At 69.8% G+C, this 24,524-nt stretch carries 28 protein-coding genes; 11 read left to right on the top strand and 17 right to left on the bottom strand.

Going from position 1 to position 24,524, the window contains the following annotated elements; translation table 11 throughout:
* Positions 1–3 precede the first annotated feature (3 nt).
* From CQ045_RS16430 to CQ045_RS16420, 3 genes are all read left to right on the top strand, one after another.
* Complete coding sequence (locus CQ045_RS16430; protein WP_105725656.1) at positions 4–948, top strand: NADP-dependent oxidoreductase; 945 nt, start codon at positions 4–6, stop codon at positions 946–948.
* A 74-nt stretch (positions 949–1,022) separates the two neighbouring features.
* Positions 1,023–2,009: a Gfo/Idh/MocA family protein gene (locus tag CQ045_RS16425; protein ID WP_105725654.1), complete on the top strand. Its 987-nt coding sequence runs from the start codon at positions 1,023–1,025 to the stop codon at positions 2,007–2,009.
* Positions 2,010–2,011: 2 nt separating this feature from the next.
* Complete coding sequence (locus CQ045_RS16420) at positions 2,012–2,980, top strand: NYN domain-containing protein (RefSeq protein ID WP_105725652.1); 969 nt, start codon at positions 2,012–2,014, stop codon at positions 2,978–2,980.
* A gap of 14 nt (positions 2,981–2,994) precedes the next feature.
* Here CQ045_RS16420 and CQ045_RS16415 read toward each other — a convergent pair whose 3' ends face one another.
* The 8 genes from CQ045_RS16415 to CQ045_RS16380 form a co-directional block, all read right to left on the bottom strand.
* Positions 2,995–3,288, bottom strand: coding sequence for a Dabb family protein (locus tag CQ045_RS16415; protein WP_105725650.1), 294 nt, complete (start codon positions 3,286–3,288; stop codon positions 2,995–2,997).
* A gap of 19 nt (positions 3,289–3,307) precedes the next feature.
* Positions 3,308–4,315 (bottom strand): sugar phosphate isomerase/epimerase, encoded by a 1,008-nt coding sequence (locus CQ045_RS16410; RefSeq protein ID WP_105725648.1) that lies wholly within the window; start codon positions 4,313–4,315, stop codon positions 3,308–3,310.
* On the bottom strand, positions 4,312–5,211 hold the full coding sequence (locus CQ045_RS16405) for a sugar phosphate isomerase/epimerase (protein ID WP_105725646.1): 900 nt from the start codon (positions 5,209–5,211) through the stop codon (positions 4,312–4,314). Before CQ045_RS16405 ends, CQ045_RS16410 begins: the two co-directional genes overlap by 4 nt.
* A 78-nt stretch (positions 5,212–5,289) precedes the next feature.
* The gene (locus CQ045_RS16400) at positions 5,290–6,498 is read right to left on the bottom strand and encodes a substrate-binding domain-containing protein (protein WP_105725644.1); all 1,209 of its coding nucleotides are present in this window, start codon (positions 6,496–6,498) and stop codon (positions 5,290–5,292) included.
* A 2-nt stretch (positions 6,499–6,500) separates the two neighbouring features.
* Positions 6,501–7,580, bottom strand: a complete 1,080-nt coding sequence (locus CQ045_RS16395; RefSeq protein WP_258131113.1) for an ABC transporter permease — start codon at positions 7,578–7,580, stop codon at positions 6,501–6,503.
* Positions 7,577–8,671, bottom strand: coding sequence for an ABC transporter permease (locus CQ045_RS16390; RefSeq protein ID WP_105725642.1), 1,095 nt, complete (start codon positions 8,669–8,671; stop codon positions 7,577–7,579). The genes CQ045_RS16395 and CQ045_RS16390 overlap by 4 nt, the downstream gene beginning before the upstream one ends.
* A complete protein-coding gene (locus CQ045_RS16385) occupies positions 8,668–10,191 on the bottom strand; it encodes a sugar ABC transporter ATP-binding protein (RefSeq protein WP_105725640.1) in 1,524 nt (507 codons plus the stop codon). The genes CQ045_RS16390 and CQ045_RS16385 overlap by 4 nt, the downstream gene beginning before the upstream one ends.
* Positions 10,188–11,297 carry a Gfo/Idh/MocA family protein gene (locus CQ045_RS16380; protein ID WP_105725727.1) on the bottom strand — a complete coding sequence of 370 codons (1,110 nt, stop codon included), beginning with the start codon at positions 11,295–11,297 and terminating at the stop codon, positions 10,188–10,190. The genes CQ045_RS16385 and CQ045_RS16380 overlap by 4 nt, the downstream gene beginning before the upstream one ends.
* Positions 11,298–11,411: 114 nt before the next feature.
* On the opposite strand from CQ045_RS16380, the gene CQ045_RS16375 reads away from it, so the two are divergent.
* Positions 11,412–12,605 carry an ROK family protein gene (locus CQ045_RS16375; RefSeq protein WP_105725638.1) on the top strand — a complete coding sequence of 398 codons (1,194 nt, stop codon included), beginning with the start codon at positions 11,412–11,414 and terminating at the stop codon, positions 12,603–12,605.
* A gap of 30 nt (positions 12,606–12,635) precedes the next feature.
* On the opposite strand, the gene CQ045_RS16370 is transcribed toward CQ045_RS16375, so the two are convergent.
* Together CQ045_RS16370 and CQ045_RS16365 are read right to left on the bottom strand one after the other, a co-directional pair.
* Positions 12,636–13,790: a Gfo/Idh/MocA family protein gene (locus CQ045_RS16370; RefSeq protein WP_105725636.1), complete on the bottom strand. Its 1,155-nt coding sequence runs from the start codon at positions 13,788–13,790 to the stop codon at positions 12,636–12,638.
* On the bottom strand, positions 13,790–14,596 hold the full coding sequence (locus tag CQ045_RS16365) for a sugar phosphate isomerase/epimerase (RefSeq protein WP_105725634.1): 807 nt from the start codon (positions 14,594–14,596) through the stop codon (positions 13,790–13,792). Before CQ045_RS16365 ends, CQ045_RS16370 begins: the two co-directional genes overlap by 1 nt.
* Positions 14,597–14,704: 108 nt before the next feature.
* Between CQ045_RS16365 and CQ045_RS16360 the strand changes: the two genes are divergently transcribed.
* From CQ045_RS16360 to CQ045_RS16350, 3 genes are all read left to right on the top strand, one after another.
* The gene (locus CQ045_RS16360; protein WP_105725632.1) at positions 14,705–15,322 is read left to right on the top strand and encodes a TetR/AcrR family transcriptional regulator; all 618 of its coding nucleotides are present in this window, start codon (positions 14,705–14,707) and stop codon (positions 15,320–15,322) included.
* Positions 15,323–15,387: 65 nt separating this feature from the next.
* Complete coding sequence (locus CQ045_RS16355) at positions 15,388–16,035, top strand: DUF4166 domain-containing protein (protein ID WP_105725630.1); 648 nt, start codon at positions 15,388–15,390, stop codon at positions 16,033–16,035.
* Entirely contained in the window at positions 16,032–17,000 is a 969-nt protein-coding gene (locus CQ045_RS16350; RefSeq protein WP_105725628.1) for an epimerase, read from the top strand. Before CQ045_RS16355 ends, CQ045_RS16350 begins: the two co-directional genes overlap by 4 nt.
* Here CQ045_RS16350 and CQ045_RS16345 read toward each other — a convergent pair.
* From CQ045_RS16345 to CQ045_RS16335, 3 genes are read right to left on the bottom strand one after another with little or no spacing between them, the layout of a single operon-like run.
* Positions 16,997–17,389, bottom strand: a complete 393-nt coding sequence (locus CQ045_RS16345; RefSeq protein ID WP_105725626.1) for a PLD nuclease N-terminal domain-containing protein — start codon at positions 17,387–17,389, stop codon at positions 16,997–16,999. The two genes, CQ045_RS16350 and CQ045_RS16345, sit on opposite strands and share 4 nt — an antisense overlap.
* Before the next feature lie 38 nt (positions 17,390–17,427).
* On the bottom strand, positions 17,428–18,357 hold the full coding sequence (locus CQ045_RS16340) for an aldo/keto reductase family oxidoreductase (protein WP_105725623.1): 930 nt from the start codon (positions 18,355–18,357) through the stop codon (positions 17,428–17,430).
* Between the two features lie 32 nt (positions 18,358–18,389).
* The gene (locus CQ045_RS16335; protein ID WP_258131112.1) at positions 18,390–18,620 is read right to left on the bottom strand and encodes a helix-turn-helix domain-containing protein; all 231 of its coding nucleotides are present in this window, start codon (positions 18,618–18,620) and stop codon (positions 18,390–18,392) included.
* Positions 18,621–18,714: 94 nt separating this feature from the next.
* Between CQ045_RS16335 and CQ045_RS16330 the strand changes: the two genes are divergently transcribed.
* The 3 genes from CQ045_RS16330 to CQ045_RS16320 are packed head-to-tail and all read left to right on the top strand — an operon-like array spanning position 18,715 to position 20,180.
* Positions 18,715–19,089 (top strand): helix-turn-helix domain-containing protein, encoded by a 375-nt coding sequence (locus CQ045_RS16330; RefSeq protein ID WP_258131110.1) that lies wholly within the window; start codon positions 18,715–18,717, stop codon positions 19,087–19,089.
* A 48-nt stretch (positions 19,090–19,137) separates the two neighbouring features.
* Entirely contained in the window at positions 19,138–19,533 is a 396-nt protein-coding gene (locus CQ045_RS16325) for an ImmA/IrrE family metallo-endopeptidase (RefSeq protein ID WP_105725619.1), read from the top strand.
* A 44-nt stretch (positions 19,534–19,577) separates the two neighbouring features.
* A complete protein-coding gene (locus tag CQ045_RS16320) occupies positions 19,578–20,180 on the top strand; it encodes a GNAT family N-acetyltransferase (protein WP_105725617.1) in 603 nt (200 codons plus the stop codon).
* A gap of 39 nt (positions 20,181–20,219) precedes the next feature.
* On the opposite strand, the gene CQ045_RS16315 is transcribed toward CQ045_RS16320, so the two are convergent.
* Positions 20,220–20,423 (bottom strand): hypothetical protein, encoded by a 204-nt coding sequence (locus tag CQ045_RS16315; protein ID WP_105725615.1) that lies wholly within the window; start codon positions 20,421–20,423, stop codon positions 20,220–20,222.
* Positions 20,424–20,513: 90 nt separating this feature from the next.
* On the opposite strand from CQ045_RS16315, the gene CQ045_RS16310 reads away from it, so the two are divergent.
* Positions 20,514–21,125, top strand: coding sequence for a flavodoxin family protein (locus CQ045_RS16310; RefSeq protein ID WP_105725613.1), 612 nt, complete (start codon positions 20,514–20,516; stop codon positions 21,123–21,125).
* On the opposite strand, the gene CQ045_RS16305 is transcribed toward CQ045_RS16310, so the two are convergent.
* From CQ045_RS16305 to CQ045_RS16295, 3 genes are read right to left on the bottom strand one after another with little or no spacing between them, the layout of a single operon-like run.
* Positions 21,097–21,633, bottom strand: coding sequence for a GNAT family N-acetyltransferase (locus tag CQ045_RS16305; RefSeq protein WP_219844443.1), 537 nt, complete (start codon positions 21,631–21,633; stop codon positions 21,097–21,099). The genes CQ045_RS16310 and CQ045_RS16305 overlap by 29 nt on opposite strands.
* Before the next feature lie 44 nt (positions 21,634–21,677).
* Positions 21,678–22,685 carry a hypothetical protein gene (locus tag CQ045_RS16300; RefSeq protein WP_105725609.1) on the bottom strand — a complete coding sequence of 336 codons (1,008 nt, stop codon included), beginning with the start codon at positions 22,683–22,685 and terminating at the stop codon, positions 21,678–21,680.
* 10 nt (positions 22,686–22,695) lie between these two features.
* A complete protein-coding gene (locus tag CQ045_RS16295) occupies positions 22,696–24,438 on the bottom strand; it encodes a DUF4304 domain-containing protein (protein ID WP_105725607.1) in 1,743 nt (580 codons plus the stop codon).
* Positions 24,439–24,524 lie beyond the last annotated feature (86 nt).

Raw genomic sequence — 24,524 nt, 5'->3', positions numbered from 1 at the left:
CCCATGGCCCGCGCGATCGTCTACACCGAACTCGGTTCCCCCGCCGTCCTCCACCTGATCGAGATCCCCGATCCCGTCGCCGCCCGCGGCGAGGTCGTCGTTCGGATCGAGGCGGCAGGCGCGAATCCCATCGACGCGAAGCTGCGCAGCGGCAAGCGGCCGTCCCCGCCGATCACCGAGCCCCGTGCGGTGGGCTTCGACGGCGCGGGCGTGATCGAGGCGCTCGGCGAAGGTGTCGAGGACTTCGCCGTGGGTGATCGGGTCGCCATCAAGGACACGCGCGGCACCTACGCCTCGGCGCTCGCCGTCGCGACGGAGAACCTCGCGAAGCTCCCCGATTCCGTGACCGCCGCGGAGGGCGCCGCGATCGCCACGCCCGCCGGCACCGCCTACCAGGCTCTGCGCTCGCTCGAGATCACCGGCGACGACGTGCTGCTCGTACACGGAGGCTCCGGTGCGGTCGGGCAGGCCGCCGTGCAGTTCGCGGTGGCCTGGGGCGCGACCGTGATCGCGACGGCGAGCCCCGCGCGGCACGAGCAGCTGCGCGACCTCGGCGCGATCCCCGTCGCCTACGGCGACGGCCTGGCCGACCGGATCCGCGAGGCCGCCCCGTCCCCCGTCACCGTGGCGCTGGACTGCGCGGGCACCGACGAGGCGATCGAGACCTCTCTCAAGCTGGTCGCGGACCGCGACCGGATCGCCACGATCGTGCGGGGACCGGATGCCGCGTCCTTCGGCATCCGCGCCTTCGCCGGCGGCTCACCCGACCCGCTGACCCCGCAGGAGCTCGCCTGGCGCGCCGAGGCGGTGCCCGCGACGATCGCACTCCTCGCCTCCGGCGACTTCACGGTCGAACTCGGCCCGGAGCTGCCCCTCGCCGAAGCGGTGCGGGCCCACGAGCTCATGGAATCCGGCGCCGCCTCGGGCAAGATCATCCTCGTTCCCTAGCGAGGACGGTCCGCCGTGGATGACGTCACGATCTCCAGGTCGTCGGGGCCGACCGCACCCCGTACGCTGAGACAATGACTGGTCTTCGTTGGGGAATCCTCGCGACCGGCGGCATCGCCGGCGCGTTCGCATCCGATCTGCGCACCGCCGGGCTCGACCTCGTGGCCGTCGGCTCGCGTTCGCAGGAGTCGGCCGATGCCTTCGCCGCCCGCTTCGACATCCCTCGCGCCCACCCCTCCTACGAGGCCCTGGTGAGCGATCCCGACGTCGACATCATCTACGTGTCGACCCCGCACCCGATGCACCACGAGAACGCCCGACTCGCGCTGGAGCACGGCAAGCACGTGCTCGTCGAGAAGGCGTTCACGCTGAACCGCGCGGAGGCGGAGGATCTGCAGTCGCTCGCGGCCGAGCGCGGACTGCTCGCCATGGAGGCGATGTGGACGCGGTATCTGCCGCACATGGTCCGCATCCGCGAGCTCATCGCCGACGGCGTCCTCGGTGAGATCCGCGCGGTGACCGCCGATCACACGCAGCTGCTGCCCACCGATCCCGCGCATCGGCTGAACGCCCTGGAGCTCGGCGGCGGTGCGCTGCTCGATCTCGGCATCTACCCGATCTCCTTCATCTGGGACATCCTCGGCGCTCCGACCGACATTCGCGCCGTCGGCCGTCTCATCGACACGGGTGCCGATTCCGAGGTCGCCACCGTCATGACGCACGAGGGCGGCGCGGTCTCGACCAGCCTCTCGTCTTCCCGTGCCTCCGGCCCCAACGCCGCCGGTATCCTCGGCACCGCCGCGCGCATCGAGATCGACCGCGTCTGGTACGTCCCGACCACCTTCCGCGTCATCCTGCCCGACGGCACGGTGCAGGAGGAGTACGTCTCCGAGGTCGACGGTCGCGGCATGCAGTACCAGGCCTTCGCCGCCGAGCGCCTGGTGCGCGACGGCATCCTCGAGGGCGACATCCTTCCGATCGCCGAGAGCGTCGCCATCCTGGGCGCGCTCGACGAGATCAGGGCGCAGATCGGCGTCCGCTACCCCCGTGAGGAGGCCTGATCATGGCCGAGACCACCGATGCCCGCGTCGCCGTCTACCTCGACTTCGACAACATCGTCATCTCCTGGTACGACCGGGTGCACGGACGCAACGCCTACGGCAAGGACCGGCAGCGGATCACCGAGAACCCGAACGATCCGGAAGTCGTCGATCGGCTGAGCAAGGCGATGATCGAGGTCGGCGCGATCATCGACTACGCCGCCTCCTTCGGCACCCTGGTGCTGACGCGCGCGTACGCGGACTGGTCGTCGCCCGTGAACGCCGAGTACCGCTCGCAGCTCGTGGCACGCGCCGTCGATCTCGTGCAGCTCTTCCCCGCCGCCGCCTACGCCAAGAACGGGGCCGACATCCGGCTCGCCGTCGATGCCGTCGAGGACATGTTCCGCCTGCCCGACCTCACGCACGTGGTGATCGTCGCGGGCGACAGCGACTACGTGCCGCTGGCGCAGCGCTGCAAGCGACTCGGACGCTACGTGATCGGCGTCGGCGTGTCCGGCTCGACCGCCAAGTCCCTGGCCGCGGCGTGCGACGAGTTCGAGTCCTATGACTCGCTGCCCGGCGTGGTCCGTCCGGTGAAGGCCCCTCCGGTCGCCGTCGCGGCGAAGCCGGATGCCGCGGCCGAACCCGCCGTCGAGACGACCGAGGCGTCCACCGAGACGACCAAGACGAAGGCGCCCCGACGCGCCAAGTCCAAGACCGCCGCCCCGGCGCCGACGAAGGTCGACGAGCAGGCCGAGGCGACGCAGCTGCTGGAGCGCGCCCTGCGCCTCGGCCATGACAAGGCCGACGCCGATGAGTGGCTGCACAGTTCCGCGGTGAAGACCCACATGCGTCGCATGGACCCGTCGTTCAGCGAGAAAGCCCTGGGGTACCGCTCGTTCTCCGACTTCCTGAAGTCGCGGGACGGCATCGCCGAGCTCGAGGAGACGGGCCACGAGCGTCTGGTCCGCCTCCGCGAACTCGCCGCCTGACCCCGTCCCGCCGGTCACTCGACGAAGTCGTACTCCTGGAACTCGGCGACCTCGGGCAGCCAGCGCTCCGAGACGAACGCCGTGTGAGCGGGGTGCCCGTCGTACGCGGCATAGGCGTGGCGGTCGGCGAAGACCATCGAGAACTGATGCGTGAGGTCGCTCTTCGCACTGATCTGGCGTCGGATCGTGAAGTCCTCGACGCCGGGGATCGCGGTCAGGACCGCATGCCCGGTCGCCAGGAACTCCTGCTCCTCGGCGGATCCCTCCGGATGGACGAGGCGGAAGACGACGGTGTGCTGGATCGGCATGGGATTCCTGTTCCGGTGATCACTGGTTGCTGAACGCGGCGTCGAAGGACGCCTCGGGCTTCGGCCACAAGAGGGATCGCACGAATCCCAGCGCCTCGGGGGCGCCGTGCAGCCGGTCCATCCCGGCGTCCTCCCACTCGATCGAGATCGGCCCGGTGTACCCGATCGCGTCGAGTGCGCGGAACGAGTCCTCCCAGGGCACGTCCCCGTGCCCGGTCGACACGAAGTCCCACCCGCGCCGAGGGTCGCCCCACGGCAGGTGCGAGCCGAGGACGCCTGCCCGGCCGTTGTGCGGCCGCATCCGGGTGTCCTTGCAGTCCACGTGATAGATCCGGTCGGCGAAGTCGACGATGAACCCGACCGGGTCGATGTTCTGCCACATCATGTGCGAGGGGTCCCAGTTGAACCCGAACGCCTCCCGATGCCCGATCGCCTCGAGCGCGCGCACCGACGACCAGTAGTCGTAGGCGATCTCACCGGGGTGCACCTCGTGCGCGAAGCGCACACCCTCACCGTCGAACACGTCGAGGATGGGATTCCATCGGTTCGCGAAGTCCTCGAACCCGCCTTCGATGACCGATGCCGGGACCGGAGGGAACATCGCCAGGTACGGCCAGATCGACGATCCGGTGAACCCGACGACGGTGTCGATGTCGAGCTTGCGGGCGACTCGTGCGGCGCGCTTCATGTCTTCGGCGGCCCGTTGCCGCACACCCTCGGCCTCGCCGTCGCCCCACACGTAGTCGCGCAGGATCGCCTGGTGACGGAAGTCGATCGGCGCATCGCACACCGCTTGACCGGCCAGATGGTTCGAGATCGCGAAGATCCTCAGCCCGTGGCGGTCGAGGATCTCCTTGCGCGAGGCCACGTACGCCTCGTCCTCGTCGGCACGTCGCAGATCGAGGTGATCGCCGGATGCCGCGACCTCGAGCCCGTCGTAGCCCCACTCCGCCGCGAGCCGGGCGACCTCCTCGAAGGGCAGGTCGGCCCATTGACCGGTGAACAGGGTGACCGGATGCGTGCTCATGGATACTCCTTCGTATCGAGGGCGGGGTTCTTATCGAGGGCTCGGTTCGTCTCGAAACCTCGGAGGGCGGCGATGCTGCGGGCGGCGAGGTCGTCCTGGCTCGGGGCGAGCGGCCGCCACACCGAGGCCGCGACCGCGATGGTGGCGTTCTCCCCCGTGAAGCTCTCCAACCCGAGCGTGCCGCGATAGCCGGCATCGCCGAGGGCCGCGAAGATCCCGGGCCAGTCGGTGTGGTCGTCGCCGACCGCCCCGCGGTCGCTCCCGCACACCTGCACATGGGCGATCGCGGAACCCGCAGCGCGGATCGCATCCGCCGGCCTCTTCTCCTCGATGTTGAGGTGATAGGTGTCGAGCGCGAGCCCGACGCCGGCTCCCAGCAGAGGATCGAGAGCATCCAGGCTCTGCTCCACCGTGTTGAGCAGGCTCGTCTCGTAACGGTTGAGCGGCTCCACGGCCAGGATCAACCCTGTCGAGGCCGCTTCCTCGGCCAGCGGTGCGAGGTTGTCGCGCAGCTCGCGCACGACCGCGACCCGCTCCTCGGCATCCATCCGCCAGGTCGCACCCGTCGGGGTGTAGAACGGCCCGGCCAGAACGGGCGACCTCAGGACGGCTGCGGCGTCGAGGCAGGCCCGCAGGTACGTCTGGGTGGCGGCGACATCGCCGGCACGCGCGACCAGCGAGCGTCCGGGGCCCATCGCCCCGACGACGACGGCGCCCAGCCCCAGCCCGTCGAGCACGTCACGGGTCCTCGACGGATCCCAGTCCCCGACGTTCTCGAGCGGCAACTCCAGCGCGTCGTAGCCGAGGTCCTTGGCCTTGCGGGCGAGCGGCTCGAGCGTCGCGTCGGTCAGCGGAGAAGTCCACACCCAGGTGTTGACGGCGATCGTGCGGGGCATCGTTGTCCTTGTGATCGTGAAGCGCTCCCACCCTCCCACCCCGCGGGTGCGGAGCGGAAGGGCGGGAGCGGATTTCGGTTACGGGATCTGTCGTTCCTGCCACACCGTCGGGTAGCCGGGGAGGTTCTCCCCGCCGAACTTGGCGTAGTGGCCGTCGGGCATGCCCTCATTCGCCTTCAGGTAGTCGTCGAGCTCCGGTTCGGTGATCGGCTTCTGCGGCAGGACCCACTCCTTCGGCACCTCGGTGCCGGCGAAGATCATCTGCGCTGCGAGCAGCGGCGTGCGCCACTGGAAGTTGGAGTACACCGGCGCGAGGCCCGTGAGACCCGTGTCCTTCCACTTGCGGAGGAAGCTCATCTCGTCCTCACCGGTCATGACCGGGTAGTCCGCTCCGGCGTCCTCGAACGCCTCGATGGCCGCGACGGCGCCGTCTCCGGCGTCCATCCAGATGCCGGCGACATCGCCCTTGGCGAGCTCATCGCTGATGATGCTCTTGATCTCGGCGGGGTCGGCGCCCGTGAAGTAGTCCACGGCCTCGATGCCGGCCTCGTCGAACAGCTTCTCGGCTCCGGCCCAGCGGTGCTCCAGCACGTCCACACCCGGGAGGATGCGCAGAGCCACGACCTTGTCGCCCTCTTCGAGGTTGTCGATGAGGAACTCGGCCGTGTCGATGCCCCAGGCGAAGCCGCCGATCGGATGGATGAACGTGACCGGGCAGTCGGTGTTGACACCGCGGTCGAACACGACGACCGGCTTGCCGGTCTCGCATGCCCGCTCGACCGCCGGGGTCATCGCCGCCGTGCTGTTCGGGGAGATGAGGAAGACGTCGCAGTTGCCCTCGGAGATGAAGTAGTCGATGTCGGCGATCTGCGTGTCGTCGGAGTCCTGCGCGTCGCGGGTCTCCATCTCACTGATCGCTCCGGCCTCCTGCAGCGCCTTCAGCTGCTCGTTCATCGTGATCCAGCCGGTCTGGCGCCACGGGTTGGAGATCGACGCGTTCGCGAAGCAGGCCTTCTTGGCTCCCTCGCTGGCGAACTCCGACGTGTCGACCATCTCGGCGTTGATGTGCTGCAGGTACGGCTCGTCGGCCGGTCCCTGCGGGTCGACACCGCGCTCTTCGTTCTGCTTGTCGAAGAGCTCCTGGTCGAACCATTCGGTCGTCTCCGCCGTCTCATCGGGGTTCTCCGACTCCGCCGGCGCCACGGACGGGTCGGTCGTGCACCCGGCGAGCGCGATGAGGCCGAAGAGAGCCACCCCGGCGGTGGCGATCTTCATTGATCGTCGCATTGCTAATCTCCTCTGGTTTCTGTGTGGCCCCCGGAGGCGAGGGCAGGTGAAGCGGACTCTCGAGCAGGGGTCCCCGGTGGGGGGACCTGCTCCTTCCCCTGATCGGGAGAAGACTGTGGGCCGCGCCTGCGTCGTGCCCGGAAGGCGACGGCGGAGTAAGCGACGGCGGCGATGATGATGACGCCCTGGACGGCATCGCGGAGCGTCGAGGGAACGCCGGCGATGTTCAGCAGCATGAACAGGGCTTCGAGCGCGAAGGCGCCGGCGACGGCGCCCACGATCCAGCCTCGTCCGCCGCCGAGCACGACCCCGCCGAGGACGACGGCGGTGATGGCGGTGAACTCGTAGCCGCGGCCGACCGAGGGGTGCACGCCGGCGTATCCGACGAGGAGCACGGCCGACAGCGACGCGGAGAGCGACGAGATGATGAACGCACGGGTGGTCACCCAGGCGCGGCGTGCACCGGCGTAGTCGACCGCGATGGCGTTGTCGCCGACGGCGATGAGCGTCTTGCCCAGCGGGCGCTTGGTGATCCAGATGCCGAGCGCGAGCCAGACGATGAGCAGCAGCACCGCCCAGGGGATGAAGTCGAGGAACGGCACGTCCCGGATCCCGCCGCGGCCGATCTCGCGGAAGCTGTCGGCGGGGTTTCCCGTCGCCGCTCCCCCGGTCCACCACATGACCCCGCCGAGGAGCGCGAGCATCATGCCGAGCGTGACGATGAAGGAGGGTACCTTCAGCAGCGTCGTGATCAGACCGTTCACGAGTCCGACGACCACGGCGAACACGATCATCAGCAGCAGCACCGGAACGGTGCGGGAGTCGTCCTGGCCGACGAGGTTGCCGGCGATGATGACCTGCGCGGTGATGAGCGACCCCTGGGACAGGTCGAACTCTCCTGCGATGATCACGAAGTACTGGCCGATCGCGACGATGGCGATGGGGGCGACACGCTGGATGAAGCGCATGAACTGGCCCGGTTCGGCGAAGCTCGGGTTGAGGATCGTGACAGCGACCAGCAGGAGCACCAGCAGCAGGAACACCGCCCCGCGGGGGCTCACGAGTGTGCGGAGCGCGTTCATGAGCGTCCTCCTTCCGCAGCGGGGCTGATATCGGGGGTGGCGTCGGCGAGCTGCGACGCGGCGGCCGCCATCTCGGGTTCGGCGGCCTTCGCGGCGTCGTCTCCCCCGGTGCGCGTGCCCCCGGCGCCGAACCGCGGGCGGCGGCGGATGATCGAGCGGCGGCTGTACACGGCCACCGCGGCGACGATCACCACGCCGCGGACGACGTCCTTGAGGAACGGATTGACCTGCATCACGCTCATCACGTTGTCGACCACGGCGAGGATCGCGACACCGCCGATCGTGCCCCAGATCGAGCCGCGGCCGCCGAGGAGCAGGGTGCCGCCGAGCACGACGGCCGCGATGGACAGGAGGGCGTAGCCGCCCTGCTGCCCCACGGTCGGGCTGCCGACGCCGAGGCGGCTGGCGAGGAGGAGGCCTGCCAGGCCGGCGAACACCGAACACAGCACGTGTGCCCAGATCAGCGGCATCCGGGTGCGGACCCCCGACAGGCGGGCGATCTCGGGATCGCCGCCCACCGCGTAGAGGTGCGCGCCGGTGCGGGTGCGGTTGAGCAGGAACCAGACGACGACCGCCAGCACGATCATGATGAGTGTGGAGACCGGGATCGGCCCCACCCCGGTGGCGCCGATGAGCTGGAACGCCCACGGTACGTTGCCGGCCGACCCCTTGAAGTTCGTGTTGAGGATGCCCTGCAGGATCAGGCCGACGCCGAGCGTGGCGATGAAGCCGTTCACCTTGAGGACGGTGACGATGAGCCCGTTCAGGAGACCCACGCCCGCGCAGACGAGCAGGGTGACGATCACGGCCACCGGGATGTTCGCCGCGTTGCCGTTCATGATCGTGGCCGCGAGCAGACTCGACAGGCTGATCACGTAGGTGACCGAGAGGTCGAGGGAGGCGCCGAGCACGACGAGGGTCTGCCCGATCGCGACGAGACCGAGCACGCTCATGCCGGTGAGGATGTCGCGGATGTTGCCGGGGCTCAGGAAGTTGCGTCCGACCGTCGCGACGAGGATGGCGCCCACGACGATGACCAGCAGGAGGATGCCGAGCACGATGACCGTGGAGTCGATCTTGAGGCGTTTCATCGCGCACCCCCGTCCGTCGCGGTGCCGGTATCGCTCGCGCCGGTCGCGGCGCCGAGGATCTCGTGCTCCGCCGAGCCTGCGGGGAGCTCGGCGACGAGTTCGCCGTCGTGCATCACGAGGATCCGATCGCTCATGCCGATCACCTCCGGCAGCTCGCTCGACACCATCAGCACGGCCTTCCCCTGCGCTGCCAGTTCGCGCATCAGCTGGTAGACGGCGTACTTCGCGCCGACGTCGATGCCGCGGGTCGGCTCGTCGAAGAGCACGATCTGCGGGCCGGTGAGCAGCCATTTGGCCAGCACGACCTTCTGCTGGTTGCCGCCGGAGAGGAAGCGCACCTCCTGATCGATGCCCTGCGAGCTGACCTCGAGAGAGCTCAGGACGCCGGGCACCTCGCGGCGGGACGCGGCGGTGCGGCCGGCGAACACGCTGCGCACGACCAGCAGGGCGTTGTCGAGGACCGACTGCCCGAGGGCGAGCCCCTGCGCCTTGCGGTCCTCCGAGACGAGGGCGAGTCCGGCGCGCACGGCTGCCCGCGCGCTCGTGATGCGGGCCGGGGCGCCGTCGATCCGCATGGTCCCCCGCGTGAAGGCCTGGATGCCGAACACCCCCTCGACGAGTTCGGTGCGCCCGGAGCCCTGCAACCCTGCGATGCCGACGATCTCCCCCGCGCGCAGGGTGAGGGACACCCCGTCGACATAGGCGTTGCCGCAGCCCTCGAGTTCGAGTCGCGGCTCGCCCACCGTCGTCCCCTCGACCGCGTCCGGGAAGTACGACTGGATGGAACGGCCGACCATGCGGCGCACCAGTTCGTCCGTCGTGAGGGCGGAGGTGTCATCGGTCGAGACCAGCGCGCCGTCCTTGAGGATCGTGATGCGGTCGCACAGGTCGAAGATCTCCTTCAGACGATGCGAGACGTAGATCACGGCGACGCCGCGGGAGGTGAGCCGGCGGATGATGGCGTACAGCAGTTCGACCTCGCGGTCGCTGAGCGCGGCGGTCGGCTCGTCCATCGAGATGACCTGCGCATCGAACGAGAGCGCCTTGACGATCTCGACGATCTGCTGCTCCGCGACCGTGAGCGAGCCGACGCGCGCCTGCGGCTCGATGAACGAGACGCCGAGGTCTGCGAGCAGCTCGGCCGTGCTGCTGTTCATGGCGCGCTGATCGACGAAGCCCGCGCGGCGCGGCTCGCGCCCGAGGTAGACGTTCTGCGCGACGGTGCGCTCGGGGAGGAGGGTGAACTCCTGGAAGACCGTGACGATCCCGGCATCCATCGCCTGCCGTGGATGCGCGTGATGCACGTCCTCGCCGCGGTACGTGATGGTGCCCTCGTCTGCCGGCTGCACGCCCGCGATGATCTTCATGAGAGTGGACTTGCCCGCGCCGTTCTCGCCCACGAGGCCGTGCACCTCGCCCGGTCGCACGTCGAAGTCGATGCCGTGCAGCACCTCGACGCCGAAGAACGACTTGCGGATGCCGCTCACGGCCAGCACCGGCTGTGTCGTCGTCGTGGTCATGCCGCCACCTCCACCCATCGTCCGCTGTCCGCCGCCGAGTCGAGCACGGCTTGCGTCAGCACGGCGGAGCGGTACCCGTCCGCGAAGGTGGGAAGCCCGTCTGGTCGCCCTCCGGCCATGGCCGCGTAGACGTCGGCGACGAAGCCGTTGAAGGCGTCCTGATATCCCATCGAGTGACCGGCGGGTACCCGCTGGAGCCGCGCCGAATCCGGATCGGATGTCGCGGGGTCGCGCAGCAGCAGCCGGGACTCCTCGCGCATGCCGATCCAGAGCTCCTCCGGACGCTCCTGCTCGAAGCGGAGGCTCTGGCGCGAGCCGTGCAGCTCGAGCGTGAGCGCGTTCTTGCGCCCGGCGGCCATCTGCGAGATGAGCAGCGTGCCGAGGGCACCCGACTCGGTCTCGACGAGCACGGCCACGATGTCCTCGGTGTCGACGGCGTGCCCCGAGCGCTCCGAGAAGACCCGGCGGGTGCGCGCGCTCAGTGCCCGGATCCGCTCGCCGATCACGAACTCGATCAGGTCGCACAGGTGCGACCCGATGTCGGCGAAGGCGCGGGATGCTCCTCCGGACTCGGAGCGCACGCGCCAGTCGTCGTCGCTGGGAAGGAGCATCCAGTCCTGCAGGTAGGAGCAGTCCAGGGTGAGGAGGTCGCCTGCCTCGCCGCGCGCGATGCGCGCCCTGGCCTCGCGCACCATGGGGTGGTAGCGGTAGATGAAGGGGACGGCAGCGACCCGTCCTCGGGCCGCGGCGGTCTCCGCGAGGACCTTGGCGTCTTCGGCGGTCGTCGCGAGCGGCTTCTCGCAGATGACGTGCTTGCCCGCGTTCAGGGCCTGGAGCGCCAGGCTCGCGTGCGTGGCGTTCGGTGTGCAGATGTGCACCACGTCGATGTCGGCGGCCTCGAGGAGCGCGACGGCGTCGCTCTCGGCACGGTCGGCACCCAGCGCCTGAGCGGCATCACGGCCTCCCTCGGCCGAGCGGGTGGCGACGGCACGCAGCTCGCCGCCGGCGTCTCGCGCCGCAGTGCGATGCACGCGGGCCATGAATCCTCCGCCGAGGATGCCGGCTCGGATCGTCCCGAGACCGGTGTCAGTGACATCCGTTGTCATGCCGATGATTCTGACACAGACCATCGGACTTTTGCTAGCACTTCGTCAAAAGTTGTTCGTGCCAAATCTGAAGTCAATCGGCGAGACGCCGAAGTGCTGTGGTTTACTGACGAAATGGTTGACGTTCTGAGGCCGCTGCCGGCGCTCTCCTCCGGCGCCGGGGAGATCTTCCAGATCCTCCGCGACGGACACGCCCGGACCAAGGCCGAGCTCGCCGCGCTGACGGGCCTCGCCCGCTCCACGGTGGCGCTCCGGGTGGACGCGCTCCTCGCGGCCGACCTCCTGCGCCCCGCCGGAGAGGCGGCGTCGACCGGCGGGCGACCGCCGGCCCGCGTGGCTTTCAACCCGCGGGCAGGACTCGTGCTCGCCGTCGACCTCGGAGCGACGCATGCCACGGTCGCCGTGGCCGATCTGGCCGGCGTCATCCTCGATTCGCGCACCCGCACGATCGACATCGGCGACGGCCCGGAGATCCTGCTCGACTCGATCCTCACCGACGGCGCCGATCTGCTCGGCGCGACGACCGAGGGCCTCCCCCTGGTCGGGGTCGGCATCGGCGTACCTGGCCCCGTGGAGCACTCGACCGGGCGCCCCACCAACCCGCCGATCATGCCGGGGTGGGACCGGTTCGACGTGCCCGCGTACGTGCAGAAGACCTTCGACGTGCCGGTGCTGGTCGACAACGACGTGAACATCCTCGCCCTCGGCGAGCAGGCCACGAGCTGGCCCCGTGTCGACGATCTGATCTTCGTGAAGGTGTCCACCGGCATCGGCGCGGGGATCATCGCGGGAGGGCAGCTGCAGCGCGGCGCCCAGGGATCCGCGGGCGACATGGGACACGTGCAGGTGCCGACGGGATCGGGTTCCACGCGCGAGCCCGGCGACGAGCGCGACCTGGAGGCGCTCGCGAGCGGCTCGGCGCTGGCTGTCACCCTGCGGGAGGACGGACTCGAGGTGCACGGCGCATCCGACGTCGTCGATCTGGTGCGCGCCGGGAACGCCACGGCGATCGAAGCGACCCGTCAGGCCGGACGCGACGTCGGCGAGGTGCTCGCCACCGTCGTCAATCTCCTGAACCCCTCGATCATCGTGCTGGGCGGCAGCATCGCGCGCGCGGGAGAGCATCTGCTGGCCGGAGTGCGCGAGGTCGTGTATCGACGCTCGATCCCGCTCGCGACGCAGCACCTCGCGATCGTGCAGTCCCAGGCGGGCGACCGGGCCGCCGTCCTCGGCGCCGCGATCATGGTCGCCCGCGAGGTGCTCTCCCCGGCGAGCGTCGACCGCTACGTGGCGACGAAGGTGCGCTGACCCGCACCCCGCCGCCACGAGCGGCCGCGCTCAGAGCGTGGCCTCGAACGGATCGAAGTCCGCGGCGATCACGCCGACCTGGTCCAGGGTGCTCTCGACCTCGACGAAGCGGCGCGACTCGGCGGCCTCCTCGATCGACAGCAGCGTGTCGAGCACGTGGTAACCGAACTCCCCCGTCGCGACATGCGGGCGACCGGCGGCGATCGAGCGCGCCATATCGAGCAGTCCCACTCCGCGGCCGGAGAGCACGCCCTCCTGCGCGACGTCCACGATCTCCTGCTGGACCGGCTCCGGCGGGACGAACAGTCGGGTCAGCGGGCGCGTGATCGAGATCGCGCCGCCGAAGGTGTTCGGGTCGGGGATCACGATCGTGCCCTCGGTGCCGGTGATCTCGACGATCCCCTGCCGCAGCATGGGCGAGTCGGTGCTGTACAGGCTCTGCGCCTGACCGCCCTCCTCGAAGTCCATCAGCACGCTGAGGGTCGACGGGATCTCGACCGGGAACTCCTGCCCTGCGAGCTCGCCGACCTGCACGCGACGCGTCGGCGCCCCCTGGAGCCCGAGGGCGGCGACCGCGGCGACCGGCCCGAACACGTGCACGAGGGTCGACACGTAGTACGGGCCCATGTCGAGCAGCGGTCCGGCGCCCTTGGCGTAGAGGAACGCCGGGTTCGGGTGGAAGATCTCCGGCCCCTGCCACTGGAACGTGGTCTGTGCGAACAGCGGTCGACCGATGTCACCGCGCGCGATCGCCCGCTTCGCCGTCTGCACGCCCGGTCCGAGCACGGTGTCCGGAGCCACGCCGACCCGGAGCCCCGCGGCATCCGCCTTCTCGAGCAGGCGGCGCGATTCCTCGCGGCTCACGCCGATCGGCTTCTCGGTCCACACGTGCTTGCCGGCAGCGATGATGGCCTCGGAGACCTCGACGTGCACCGCCGGGATCGTGAGGTTCACGACGATCTCGATCTCGGGATCCTCGAGCACGACGTCGACGCCGCCGGCGCGCGGGACGCCGTACTTCTCCGCCTGCGCCTTCGCGCGTTCCTCGATGAGGTCGGCGATGGCGATCACCCGCACGTCCGGGAAGGTGGTGAGGTTCGACAGGTACTGGTCGCTGATGTTCCCCGCGCCGATGATGCCGACGCCGGCGGGGCCTGCCCCGAACGAACCCGTGCCGACCGCCATCAGCCGGCGACCTTCTCGTCGAGGAAGACCCGGCTGCGTTCGATGGCGTCGAACAGATCACCCTCGTAGTGGTCGAACTCGACGATCGCGAGTTCGAGGGCCGGAGCCGCGGCGACGGCCTCCACGAGCGGGACCGATCCTTCGCCCGCGGGAACCTGGTCGGCAGGCGGATAGGCTCCGGCGAGCGCGGGGTCGAGCGTGCCGTCCTTCGCGTGCACGGCGATCACGCGGCTGCCCAGGCGCCCGAGCAGGGCGACGGGGTCGACACCGCCACGCGCGACCCAGTACAGGTCGACCTCGAGCACGACGCGGTCGTCGAGGAGACCGGCCAGCACCTCGAGTCCGGTGACGCCGTCGAAGACCGCCTCCAACTCGTGCGCGTGGTTGTGGTAGCCGACGCGGACGCCGACGGTCGCACCGACCGCAGCGGCTTCGTTCAGCAGGCGGGCGGTCTCGGCGATCTGCTCGACCGACTCCCAGCGCGCGGGCTCGGTGTACGGGTCGATGACCGTCTCCATGCCGAGCACCTTCGCGGCGGCGAAGACCTCCGCGGGCGAGGGCACCGGAACCGTGGTGCCGCTGCCGTCGGGGTTCACGAACGACTCCGACGCCAGGAAGGCGTGTCCGGACGGGGCGACCAGCCCGGCGGCCGACAGCGCGGCGGCGAGCGGCTCGGCACGGCGGACGAAGTCGTAGGGCTCGACGGCGGTGAAGCCGCGGGCGGCGACCGCCGCGAGCGAACCCTCGAGGTCGGCCTCCAGCTCGTCCTTGATCGTGAACAGCTGCAGGGAAGTCCGAATCGTCATCGGTCGTGCTCCTTCGGTCATCGGTGACGTGGCGGGACCGCTGTCCCGTGCAGGCACGCTATCACCAAATACCTCCAGTCGGAAGTTTTGGTTCGCTAGACTCGCCTCATGCCCGCCGAACCGTCTGAGAACGCCGAGGCCCCGCGCGCCCGAGGCGCCTACGCCAAGGGGATCGCTCGCCGACAGGAGATCCTCGATCGCGCCATCGAGGTGTTCGCGGAGCGCGGCGCCGATCGCACGAGCCTGCGAGCCATCGCCCGCGAGGTGGGCGTCACGCACGCCGCGCTGACGCACTATTTCGGATCGCTCGAGGAGCTTCTCGTGGCGGTCTACGAGGAGAGCAACGCACCGGGCCGGCAGCCCGAGCCCCCGACCGAGGACGCGACGCCCGTGGAGATGATGATCGAGTCCGCCCGCATCAACCGGGCCGTCCCGGGACTCGTGCAGCTGTATTCGACGCTCGTCGCCGCCGCCCTCGAGGAAGGCCACCCGGCCGCCCGCACGTTCGCCACCGGCCGCTTCTCCCGACTCCGCGACAGGCTCGCCGACACCGTGCGGCAGCAGCAGGCGGGCGGACGGATCCGCGCGGACATCGATCCGGATGCCGTCGCCGCGCTCGTGGTCGCCGCCTCCGACGGTCTGCAGACGCAGTGGCTGCTGGACGAGACCGCGCCGCAGCACGAGGCACTCGCCCTCCTCGACCGGCTGCTGCGCCCCACGGGCTGATCGGCCTCTGCGGCGCTCCGGCAGCGGGCGGCGGGGTCCGACCACCGGGCTAGGCTCGAAGCGTGATGCTCGTCTCCCAGTCCCCCTACGCCAGGGCACTCGGTGAGCGCATCGATGAGCTGCATCCGCGCCTGCGCACCTACTTCGCAGCGATACCGGAGGGCGCAGTCGGCATCGGCGAGGGCGTGTTCCAGACCGTCGGCACTCCTCGGCGGTGGCTGTGGCCGCTGCTGCGCATCCTCGAACGTCGCGGCGTGGTCGCTGCGGGCTGGGAGCGCGACGTCCCGTTCCGGGTGGAGAACCGCACGATCGCCTCGAGGGCCATCGGCGAGCGCACCTTCCGGTTCTCGCGGGGCTCATGGATCATGCGCGATGCGGTGGCGCTCACACGTCACGGCCGCGTGGTCGACGAGCTCGGGGAGCCCGGCCTCCTCGCCGCCTGCTTCGATGTCGACGTGCGCGACGGCGCGCTCCGGCTGACCAGTCGCGCCGTGGGCGTTCGGCTCGGGCGTCTCCGGCTGCGCATCCCCCGCGTGGTCGCACCGGTCGTGCGCCTCACCGAGCGGTTCGACGACGCGCTGGACCGCCAGCGGGTGGCCCTGACCGTCGACGCTCCGCTGCTCGGCCGCGTCTACGAGTACCGGGGCGATTTCACCTACCGCATCCAGCACGGCTCGAATCAGGATGCCGCGGAGAGAGAGCAGGACGCATGAGCGCAGGGCGGGTCGTCATCGGAGGATCCACGGGGTTCATGGGTCGGTTCCTGCTCCCGCGGTTCCGCGCCGAGGGCCGCGAGGTCGTGACGATCTCGCGCTCCGGCGCCGACATCCGCTGGGGCGATCAGGTCGAGATCGACCGCGCCGTCGACGGCGCCAGGCTCGTGATCGGACTCGCCGGCAAGAGCGTCAACTGCCGGTACACGCCGGAGAACCGCGCCGAGATCTTCCGGTCGCGTCTGGACACCACGGCCTCGCTGAGCACGGCGATCGCCCGGGCATCGGCGCCTCCTGCGCTCTGGGTGAACTCCTCGACGGCCACGATCTACCGGCACGCCGAAGACCGCCCGATGACCGAGTCCACCGGAGAGATCGGCACCGGATTCTCGGTCGAGGTCGCGAAGGCGTGGGAGAGGGCGCTGTTCGCCGACGACCTCCCCGCCACCCGCCGCGTCGCCCTGCGCGGCGCGATCGTCCTCGGACACGGGGGCGTGCTCGAGCCGGTGCGGAACCTCGCGCGCCTCGGACTCGGCGGCGCGCAGTACGACGGACGCTGGCCCGTGAGCGCCGCCCGTCGCGCCGCAGGCACCGGTCACTTCCCCGGCGCGCGGCGCGGCCGACAGCGCTTCAGCTGGGTGCACATCGAAGACGCGGCCCGCATCATCGAGTTCCTCGAGCAGACGCCCTCCCTGCAAGGTCCGGTCAACGCGGCTGCCCCTAACCCCGTCGACAACGTCGAGTTCATGGCGACCGTCCGTCGCGTGCTCGGCGCACGCATCGGTCCGCCGATGCCCCGATGGATGCTGGAGCTCGGGGCCATCGGCATCCGCACCGAGACCGAGCTGGTTCTGAAGAGCCGGTGGGTGCTCCCCGAGAAGCTCACCGCCGCGGGCTTCGAGTTCCGTCACCCGACTCTCGAGGATGCGATCCGCGAATCGTTCGACCGCGAGCCGGTCGCCTAGGCGCCCGCCCCCGCCGAACCGGCGGACGCATCGCCGTCCTGTCCGCGCTTCTTCTCGATCTCCTGACGCAGCCGCCACTCCTCGATCTCGCGGTCGAGGTCGGCGATCTGCTGCTCGGTCGTACGCATGTCCCGCGGGGGCGCCGGGCGCACATCGGTCTGCGCCGCGGGGCGTTCCGCTCTCCGCATCCGCGGGATCTGAATCCCGGATTCGCCGTACTCACGACCGATCGCGAACCAGAGGAGGCTGCCGATCAGGGGCAGCAGGATCACGATGACGATCCACGCCAGCTTCGGCAGATACTTCACGAGGGCACTGTCGCGCGTGATGATGTCGATCAGCGCACCGATCATCAGTGCGATGACGAGGAGCGAGAACAGGAACGGCATGAGTTCAGGGTAGACGACGCCGCGGGACGCCGCTCGGCTCAGGGAAGCAGGTGCCCCGCAGCCCGGAACAGCTCATACCACTCGGGACGCGTGAGCTCGAGGTCGGCTCCGGCCGCGGCATCCTGCACCCGCTGCGGAGTGGTGGTCCCGAGCACCACCTGCATGCCGGCGGGGTGCCTCGTGATCCACGCCGTCGCGATCGCGATCGGGGTCACCTCGTACGACGCCGCCAGGCGGTCGATCACGGCGTTGAGCTCGGCGTACTCGGGGTTCCCCAGGAACACGCCGTGAGAGAAGCCGTCCTGGAACGGGGACCACGCCTGGACGGTGATCCCGTTGATCCGGCAGTACTCCACGATGCCGCCCCCGTCGCGGACGATGCTCTGATCGTGCCCCGCCATGTTGGCCGCGGCGGGCTGAGCGAGGATCGGCGCGTGTGTCATCGACAGCTGCAGCTGATTGGCGACGAGCGGCTGCCGGACGGCGGTGCGCAGCAGATCGATCTGCCTCGGGGTGTGGTTCGAGACGCCGAAGGCACGCACCTTCCCCGTGGACTCCAGATGGTCGAACGCCCGCGCGACCTCGTCCGGCTCGACGAGGATGTCGGGGCGATGGAGCAGGAGCACGTCGAGCCGGTCGGTGCGCAGCGCGGCGAGCGATCCCTCGACCTGACCGACGATGTGCTCGTAGGAGAAGTCGAACATCCCCTGCGACGGCACGATGCCGCACTTGGTCTGCAGCACGATCTCGTCGCGGTCGGAGGCGGTGAGCTGCAGCGCGTCGGCGAACCGCGCCTCGCACCGATGCATGCTGCCGCCGTAGATGTCGGCGTGGTCGAAGAAGTCGATGCCCGACGCACGGGCCGTGTCGTACAGCGTGCGGATGTGCGCGTCGTCCTTGTCGGCGATGCGCATCATGCCGGCGATGACGGCGGGGGCGGTGGCGGATCCGAACGGCACGGTCTTCATGAGGACCACGCTACCGTTCGGCATCGACGACGTCAGGCGTCGTCGGCCGCCGCGCCGGGAAGAAGGGCCGTCACCGATACCCCGAGCACCGTGGCGATGCACGCGAGATCGACGACCGTGAAGTCCTCCCGCCCCTCCAGCAGATCCGCGAGGGCGGCGGGGGCGATGCCCGAGCGGTCGGACAGCTGCGCGAAGGACACTCCCGCATGCACCCGCGCTCCTTCGACCTCGAATGCCAACAGATGACGCAGTTGTGTCCCCATGCGCCTACAGTACCGCCACACACGGACACTCCTGGGGGTCGAATGAACCAGAATGGCAGCATTCTGGGGTCAGGCCGCTGCTATGGTGAGCCGGGTGAAGACACCTGCCGAGGAGTTCAACGACGCTGTCGGCCGCCAGATGCGGGCGGAGATCGCCGCGTCGCGAAGCAGCATCGCGGCGATGGCGCGGACCATCGGGATCGCCCGCAGCGCACTCGACAACTACGTGACCGGAAAACGCGCCATCCCCGTTCCGGTCGTCTACTCCGTGTGCGCCGCGCTCGACCTGGAGCCCCATCTCCTTCTCGGACGGGCCGAAGAGCGTCTTCGGGCCGACGGAGCGACGACCGCGCGGATCACCCCGATCCGCCGCACACCCGATGTCGCCGGCCTGCGCGAAGATACCCCCGAGGTCGCTTTCGATTCCCCCGTCCGGCACGACGCCGACACGGACGACCTCTACGACTGACTCGGGGCCGGAACCTCCGGTACGAGAATCCGCACGAGGAGGAGAGCGATGCAGCACCTCCTCCGCCTCGCCGACCAGCAGCGGGTGCGCGTCGTCGAGCACGTCGGCCGCACCCGCGGCGGATTCGACCCCGCGACGCGCACGATCCGCCTGAGCCCCGGGATGAGTGCGCGCACGACCCGCAGCGTCCTCGCACACGAACTCGGCCACGCCCGCCTCGGGCACTTCCCCGCCTCGACCCCGCTGCTGCGCGCTCAACAGGAGCGTCGCGCCGACGAATGGGCTGCGTCCCGGCTGATCACGCTGCGCGCGTATGCCGAGGCGGAACAGGTCCGCGGACCCCATCTCGCGAGCCTCGCCTTCGAACTCGACGTCACGATGGAGCTGGTCACCGCCTATCAGCGCCTGCTCCGTCAGGGCGCGGTCCCGGTCGCCGCGGCCTGACCACCACGACGCGGATCGCCCCGTCGCGCTGATTGAATATCGTCATGGTCTTCCTCGTCGCCCCCTCCCCCGTCACCCTCACCGGAGAGCTCGTCGAGCTCCGTCCGCTCGATCGCTCGCACATCGACGGACTGATCGACGCCGTGCAGGAGGGCGATCTGTGGAAGACGGCGTGGTACACATCGGTCCCCGCTCCGGACGGCGTCGCCGCCGAGGTCGACCGGAGGATCGGGCTCATTGACAGGGGCGAGATGGTCCCGTTCACGGCGTTCGACGCCGCCGGGCGCATCCTCGGTCTGACGTCGTACTACGACATCGTCGCCGACGTGCCCCGGCTCCACATCGGGTACACCTGGAATCGCCCGTCCGCGCACGGGACGGGCACGAATGCGGAGTCGAAGCTCCTGCTGCTGCGGCACGCGTTCGAGACGCTCGGGGTGTTCCGGGTCGGGCTGACCACGCAGTGGGTCAACTTCCAGTCGCGCACGGCGATCGAGCGACTCGGCGCCAAACAGGACGGCGTGATGCGTGCCATGAGTCGCTACCGCAACGGAGCGCTGCGCGACAGCGTGGAGTACTCGATCATCGAGCCGGAGTGGCCCGCAGTCCGGGCGAACCTCGAGGCGAGGCTCGCGCGGCGGCGTTGAGCGGTCGGCGTCGGCGTGCGACGACCGGACCGCGCCGGATCACTCGGTGGGGGTGCCCGACCAGTTCCTGGAACGACGGGTGGCCGAGCCGCGCTCACGCAGCATGAACGCGAGCGAGAGCGTCACCAGCAGGAGACCGCCGCAGAACGCGAGTGCGTTGTAGTCCGGCAGTCCGAACGAGATGCCCATCGTCCAGATGCCTCCGAGGAAGAGGAACATGAAGAAGAGGAAGCTGAGGATCACGGGATCTCCTGTCGTCGGTGCCGTCTACCAGGATAGCCCGGACGCGGAAAGCCCCTGTGCACACCGGGTTCGGTCTGGTGTGCTCGGAGAATGAAGAGTCCACTCACCGCCGTCGCCATCTCCTGCACGCTGAAGCCCTCGCCTGCGGACTCCAGCTCCGACCTCCTCGCCACACAGCTGCTCGATGCGCTCGCCGGGCACGGGGTGACGGGGAGCCTGGTCCGGGCCGTCGATCTCACGCTGAGCCCCGGCGTCCAGAAGGACATGGGTGGCGACGATGAGTGGCCGAGCATCCGCCGGCGCGTCCTGGACGCCGACATCCTCGTCTTCGTGACGCCGACCTGGATGGGGCAGCACTCGAGCGTCGCGCAGCGCGTGCTCGAACGCCTCGACGCCGAACTCAGTGAGACCGACGCCCGCGGACGACCGACCCTGTTCGACAAGGTGGCCATCGCCGGCATCGTGGGGAACGAGGACGGGGCCCACCACATCGCCGCGATCCTGTTCCAGTCGTTGAACGACGTCGGGTACACGATCCCCGCCCAGGGCTCGGTCTACTGGAACGGCGAGGCGATGCACACCACCGACTACAAGGATCTCGACGAGACCCCGGAGAAGGTCGCCTCGTCGATCGCGACGGCTTCTCGGAACGCCGCGCACCTGGCCCGCCTGCTCAAGGGACAGGAGTACCCGGCGAGCTGACGCCATTCTGCGTGGTGAGGTCGAGGGCCCACTCGTTGACGGTCAGCTCCGCGCCGCGGAAGTCCTCCGTGAAGGTGCCCGCCAGGATGAATCCGTTGCGCCGGCATACCCCGTTCGAGGCAGGGTTCTCGACCCCGGGGAACGCCGTCAGGAATCGCCTGCCCTCGCGATGCGCGCGGGCGTCCTCGATGAGGAGGGCGAGGGCGGCCGATGCCACACCCCGGCCCTGCGACTCGGGGCGGACGAACCAGCCGGTCTCGAGCGCCGCCTCCTCCCGCCAGACGACGTGCCAATGCCCGATGGAGCCGAGCGCCGTGCCCGCTTCGTCTTCGATGACGAACATCCTCGCCTCGCCGGTCGCCGTCAGACGCAGGTAGCGCGCGTGCCGCTCCACGATCTCGTCTTCGGTCTCGGGTCCGTTGAGATGCGCCGTCATCGCCGGGGTGTTGGCCGCGTGCAGCAGATCGATGTCGCTCTCGGACCAGGGCCTGAGCCGGATGTCAGCCATGCGGGGAGGATCGCACGCACCACCGACACCGGCATCGATCCGGATCATCGCCGGAAGGTGATGACCTCGTCGCGGCGCGCCTTCTCGAGCGCGAGTCCGGCGAGTTCCAACCGGCGGTACACGCGCCGGGGCAACGGGGGGAGCTCGGCGGAGAACCCGCGCGGGGGCTTCGCGATCCCGGCGACCAGCGACAGGTCCGCACCGGCACCGCGCACCTCGATACGGGCGTAGTCGCTGCGCGTCCGCCAGCGCAGGAGCTCCAGCTCACGGAAAGGGATCGTGTGGAGTTCGGCGCCCACCCGGACTCGGAGTTCGTCGTTCCCGAAGGCGACCGTGCACTGCGCGGTCCGTCGTCGCAGGATCGCCGTGAGCAGCAGGTACACCGGGAGTCCGAGCACGATCCCCAGGAGGAGGAGCGCGATCCGCGGCCCCATCCGCATCACGATGTCGTCGAGGGCGATGAGCAGCGCGACACCGAGCAGCCCGACGACCACGACGATCGCGACGATCGCCTGGGTGAGCGTGCGCATCCGGAGCTCGATGGCGGGGAAGCGCACGATCGACCCGTCCCCGCTCTCCTCTCGTTCCCACGCCGGCGTCACCGGCAGCGGCCTCTTCTTCGCGTCCCGACGACGGAAGAGATCGGTGACGCGGCTGAGGAGCCCGAGCCAGATCCAGCCGGTCGCCGGAACCGCCGCGAGCTGCAGGACCACAGCGACACCGCGCACCGACTCGGGGAACGGGTCGAGCAGGTCTCCCCCGAACTCGATCACGAAGGCGACCAGCGCACCGAGCACGACGGCGACGGCGACGTGGAGGATCGCCCCGTTGCGGGCCGGAACCATGTCCATGGTCGCGTTCACGAACGCGAAGCCGAAGCACCAGCCCCCGATCAGCATGAGCAGGAAGGGGAAGAAGCTCAGATCGTCGCCCACGAGCGTGAACCCGATGGCGACGAGCAGCAGCACCGTGCCCACGATCAGCGGGTTGCGCACGAACGTCCGTGTCACCTTCACGCGCACCCGCGCCTCAGTGGCCGTCTCCTCGGTCATCGGGAGGATGCTACGACGCCGGCAGGGCCGCGACGCGTGCTCGCCAGTAGTCGATCTCGGACGCGGTTCCGTGGTGGCTGAGCGGCTCGACCTGTCGATCGGCTGCACCGAGCCAGCTCTCCGCAGCGGCACGGTCGCCGTCGAGGCAGGCGAGCGCTCCGAGCGCGAGACCGGATTGCGCGGGTCGCCTGCGCAACGACACCGAGTAGTCCGTGTCGCGGAACCGCGGATCCCCGCGGTTGAGGACCGGCGGCAGGCCCACCCCGTGCAGCAGCAATTCGAAGAGCGCGGTGCGGTCCCCGCAGCGCTCCAGAAACGGGACGATCTCCGTGCGCACGCGTTCGGCGAGCAGGTCGAGGACCTCGTCCTCGGCGAACCACCCGGTCTCGGACACGAGCAGGTCGAGCTCGAAGGGCTTGACCCGCTTCGGGTCGCGCTGCGGCGCAGGGCCGTCCTCGGGATGCAGTCCTTCGAACAGGACCCCGTACTGCACACTCATGTACAGATCACTGGAGTAGAAGTCCACGAGCTCCACACGCGCATCCACCCACCGGCGCCAGGTACGGCCCGACTTGCGGAAGCCCAGCTCGCGCATCGTGCCGTTCACGCGTTCGTCCAGCATGCGGTCGACCTCGCCGCGCAGGAGCTTCGGGATGGGACTCGCCTTCGCCCGCACGGCCGCGGCCTTCTCCTTCTTGAGGTCGGTATCGCGCTTCTCGGCGCGTGCGACGGCCTCGGGTCCGAGCGCGGCGCCGATCCGCTTCAGCAGGTCGCGGCGGGAGATGCCGTCGAGGAGCCGTTCCAACTCGGCCAGGTCGCTCTCGGCGGCGCGCTGCGAGAGTGTGTCCACGGCGGCGCTGGCCACGCGAAGCGCCAGGGACTCGGTGGAGGGGGGTCGCGTCTCGGCGCCCTGCCGGACCAGGGCTCCCAACAGCTCCGAGGGCACCTCCGCTTCGGACATCGATCGTGCGGCGATGACCGCCGCTCGGACCAGATCTTCGTTCGAGGGCGCATAGAGATGTCCGTCGGCGGCGACCCCGGTCTCCCGCGCAGCAGCGACCCATTCCGCGACGAGAAGCCGGGCGGTGGCCGGACGCAGCACCTCCTGCAGCTGCCGCTGCCAGGTCTGGGACGGCGCTTTGTGCCCGAGGAGCGCGAGGTGACGCACCACGGGCTCCACGTCGTCCACGGGATGTGCACGGGCCAGCTGCCGCGCCCGTTCCGCCCACTCGTCGCCGTCATGGACCGCCGTCAGGTCGAGCACACCCGGCGGGAGGAACGAGGCCAGCAGCCGATTGGCCGTCTTGAGGTCTTTGTCGACTTTCCAGCGCGGCGCGATCCGCCCGTGCATGAGGCCCGCGAGGTGGGTCGCGCAGGCGTCGATCGCCTCGTACAGGGCGGGGCCGACGTGCCCCGCCGCCATCGCCTTCTCCGCACCTCGAAGCGCCGGCCCGCAGATGTAGTTCATGCAATCGACCTTCAGCGCCGCCTGCAGAGCGAACACCGCGGTGTCGGAGTCCCACGGCAGGGTCTTCCGTGGCAGGGAGGTGACCATCTTGTCTTCCGCTGATCGGAAGGGCCACCCGTTCACCCGCGCGGGACTGACGTCCATGATCAGCAGCAGGGCCACGAGCTGATCACGCGGTGACAGCTTCTTGACGTCGACCCCGTCGGGCCACTCGTTCATGCCGACGCCGATGCGGTCCAGAGCCACTTCCATCTGCTGGAGGAGGCTCTCCCGCGTCAGAGGCATGTCTCGCGGTGTCGGTTTCGGCTCATACGCATCCCCGAAGTCTAGAGACCGATGCGCGTGTCTCCCCGTCGACGCCGCCGCTAGAG

The organism is Microbacterium sp. MYb66 (assembly GCF_002979435.1).
Classification (GTDB): Bacteria; Actinomycetota; Actinomycetes; order Actinomycetales; family Microbacteriaceae; genus Microbacterium.
This window is presented reverse-complemented; position numbering and strand designations above follow the sequence as displayed.

Bases quoted from the DNA above. Each gene is read 5' to 3' on its own strand.
- CQ045_RS16380 (WP_105725727.1), bottom strand. From the start codon at position 11,297: ATGACAACGGATGTCACTGACACCGGTCTCGGGACGATCCGAGCCGGC.
- CQ045_RS16430 (WP_105725656.1), top strand. From the start codon at position 4: ATGGCCCGCGCGATCGTCTACACCGAACTCGGTTCCCCCGCCGTCCTC.
- CQ045_RS16370 (WP_105725636.1), bottom strand. From the start codon at position 13,790: ATGGCGGTCGGCACGGGTTCGTTCGGGGCAGGCCCCGCCGGCGTCGGC.
- CQ045_RS16320 (WP_105725617.1), top strand. From the start codon at position 19,578: ATGGTCTTCCTCGTCGCCCCCTCCCCCGTCACCCTCACCGGAGAGCTC.
- CQ045_RS16300 (WP_105725609.1), bottom strand. From the start codon at position 22,685: ATGACCGAGGAGACGGCCACTGAGGCGCGGGTGCGCGTGAAGGTGACA.
- CQ045_RS16365 (WP_105725634.1), bottom strand. From the start codon at position 14,596: ATGACGATTCGGACTTCCCTGCAGCTGTTCACGATCAAGGACGAGCTG.
- CQ045_RS16425 (WP_105725654.1), top strand. From the start codon at position 1,023: ATGACTGGTCTTCGTTGGGGAATCCTCGCGACCGGCGGCATCGCCGGC.
- CQ045_RS16360 (WP_105725632.1), top strand. From the start codon at position 14,705: ATGCCCGCCGAACCGTCTGAGAACGCCGAGGCCCCGCGCGCCCGAGGC.
- CQ045_RS16340 (WP_105725623.1), bottom strand. From the start codon at position 18,357: ATGAAGACCGTGCCGTTCGGATCCGCCACCGCCCCCGCCGTCATCGCC.
- CQ045_RS16350 (WP_105725628.1), top strand. From the start codon at position 16,032: ATGAGCGCAGGGCGGGTCGTCATCGGAGGATCCACGGGGTTCATGGGT.
- CQ045_RS16310 (WP_105725613.1), top strand. From the start codon at position 20,514: ATGAAGAGTCCACTCACCGCCGTCGCCATCTCCTGCACGCTGAAGCCC.
- CQ045_RS16335 (WP_258131112.1), bottom strand. From the start codon at position 18,620: ATGGGGACACAACTGCGTCATCTGTTGGCATTCGAGGTCGAAGGAGCG.
- CQ045_RS16410 (WP_105725648.1), bottom strand. From the start codon at position 4,315: ATGAGCACGCATCCGGTCACCCTGTTCACCGGTCAATGGGCCGACCTG.
- CQ045_RS16405 (WP_105725646.1), bottom strand. From the start codon at position 5,211: ATGCCCCGCACGATCGCCGTCAACACCTGGGTGTGGACTTCTCCGCTG.
- CQ045_RS16345 (WP_105725626.1), bottom strand. From the start codon at position 17,389: ATGCCGTTCCTGTTCTCGCTCCTCGTCATCGCACTGATGATCGGTGCG.
- CQ045_RS16415 (WP_105725650.1), bottom strand. From the start codon at position 3,288: ATGCCGATCCAGCACACCGTCGTCTTCCGCCTCGTCCATCCGGAGGGA.
- CQ045_RS16400 (WP_105725644.1), bottom strand. From the start codon at position 6,498: ATGCGACGATCAATGAAGATCGCCACCGCCGGGGTGGCTCTCTTCGGC.
- CQ045_RS16390 (WP_105725642.1), bottom strand. From the start codon at position 8,671: ATGAAACGCCTCAAGATCGACTCCACGGTCATCGTGCTCGGCATCCTC.
- CQ045_RS16420 (WP_105725652.1), top strand. From the start codon at position 2,012: ATGGCCGAGACCACCGATGCCCGCGTCGCCGTCTACCTCGACTTCGAC.
- CQ045_RS16325 (WP_105725619.1), top strand. From the start codon at position 19,138: ATGCAGCACCTCCTCCGCCTCGCCGACCAGCAGCGGGTGCGCGTCGTC.
- CQ045_RS16305 (WP_219844443.1), bottom strand. From the start codon at position 21,633: ATGGCTGACATCCGGCTCAGGCCCTGGTCCGAGAGCGACATCGATCTG.
- CQ045_RS16375 (WP_105725638.1), top strand. From the start codon at position 11,412: ATGGTTGACGTTCTGAGGCCGCTGCCGGCGCTCTCCTCCGGCGCCGGG.
- CQ045_RS16395 (WP_258131113.1), bottom strand. From the start codon at position 7,580: ATGAACGCGCTCCGCACACTCGTGAGCCCCCGCGGGGCGGTGTTCCTG.
- CQ045_RS16295 (WP_105725607.1), bottom strand. From the start codon at position 24,438: ATGCCTCTGACGCGGGAGAGCCTCCTCCAGCAGATGGAAGTGGCTCTG.
- CQ045_RS16385 (WP_105725640.1), bottom strand. From the start codon at position 10,191: ATGACCACGACGACGACACAGCCGGTGCTGGCCGTGAGCGGCATCCGC.
- CQ045_RS16355 (WP_105725630.1), top strand. From the start codon at position 15,388: ATGCTCGTCTCCCAGTCCCCCTACGCCAGGGCACTCGGTGAGCGCATC.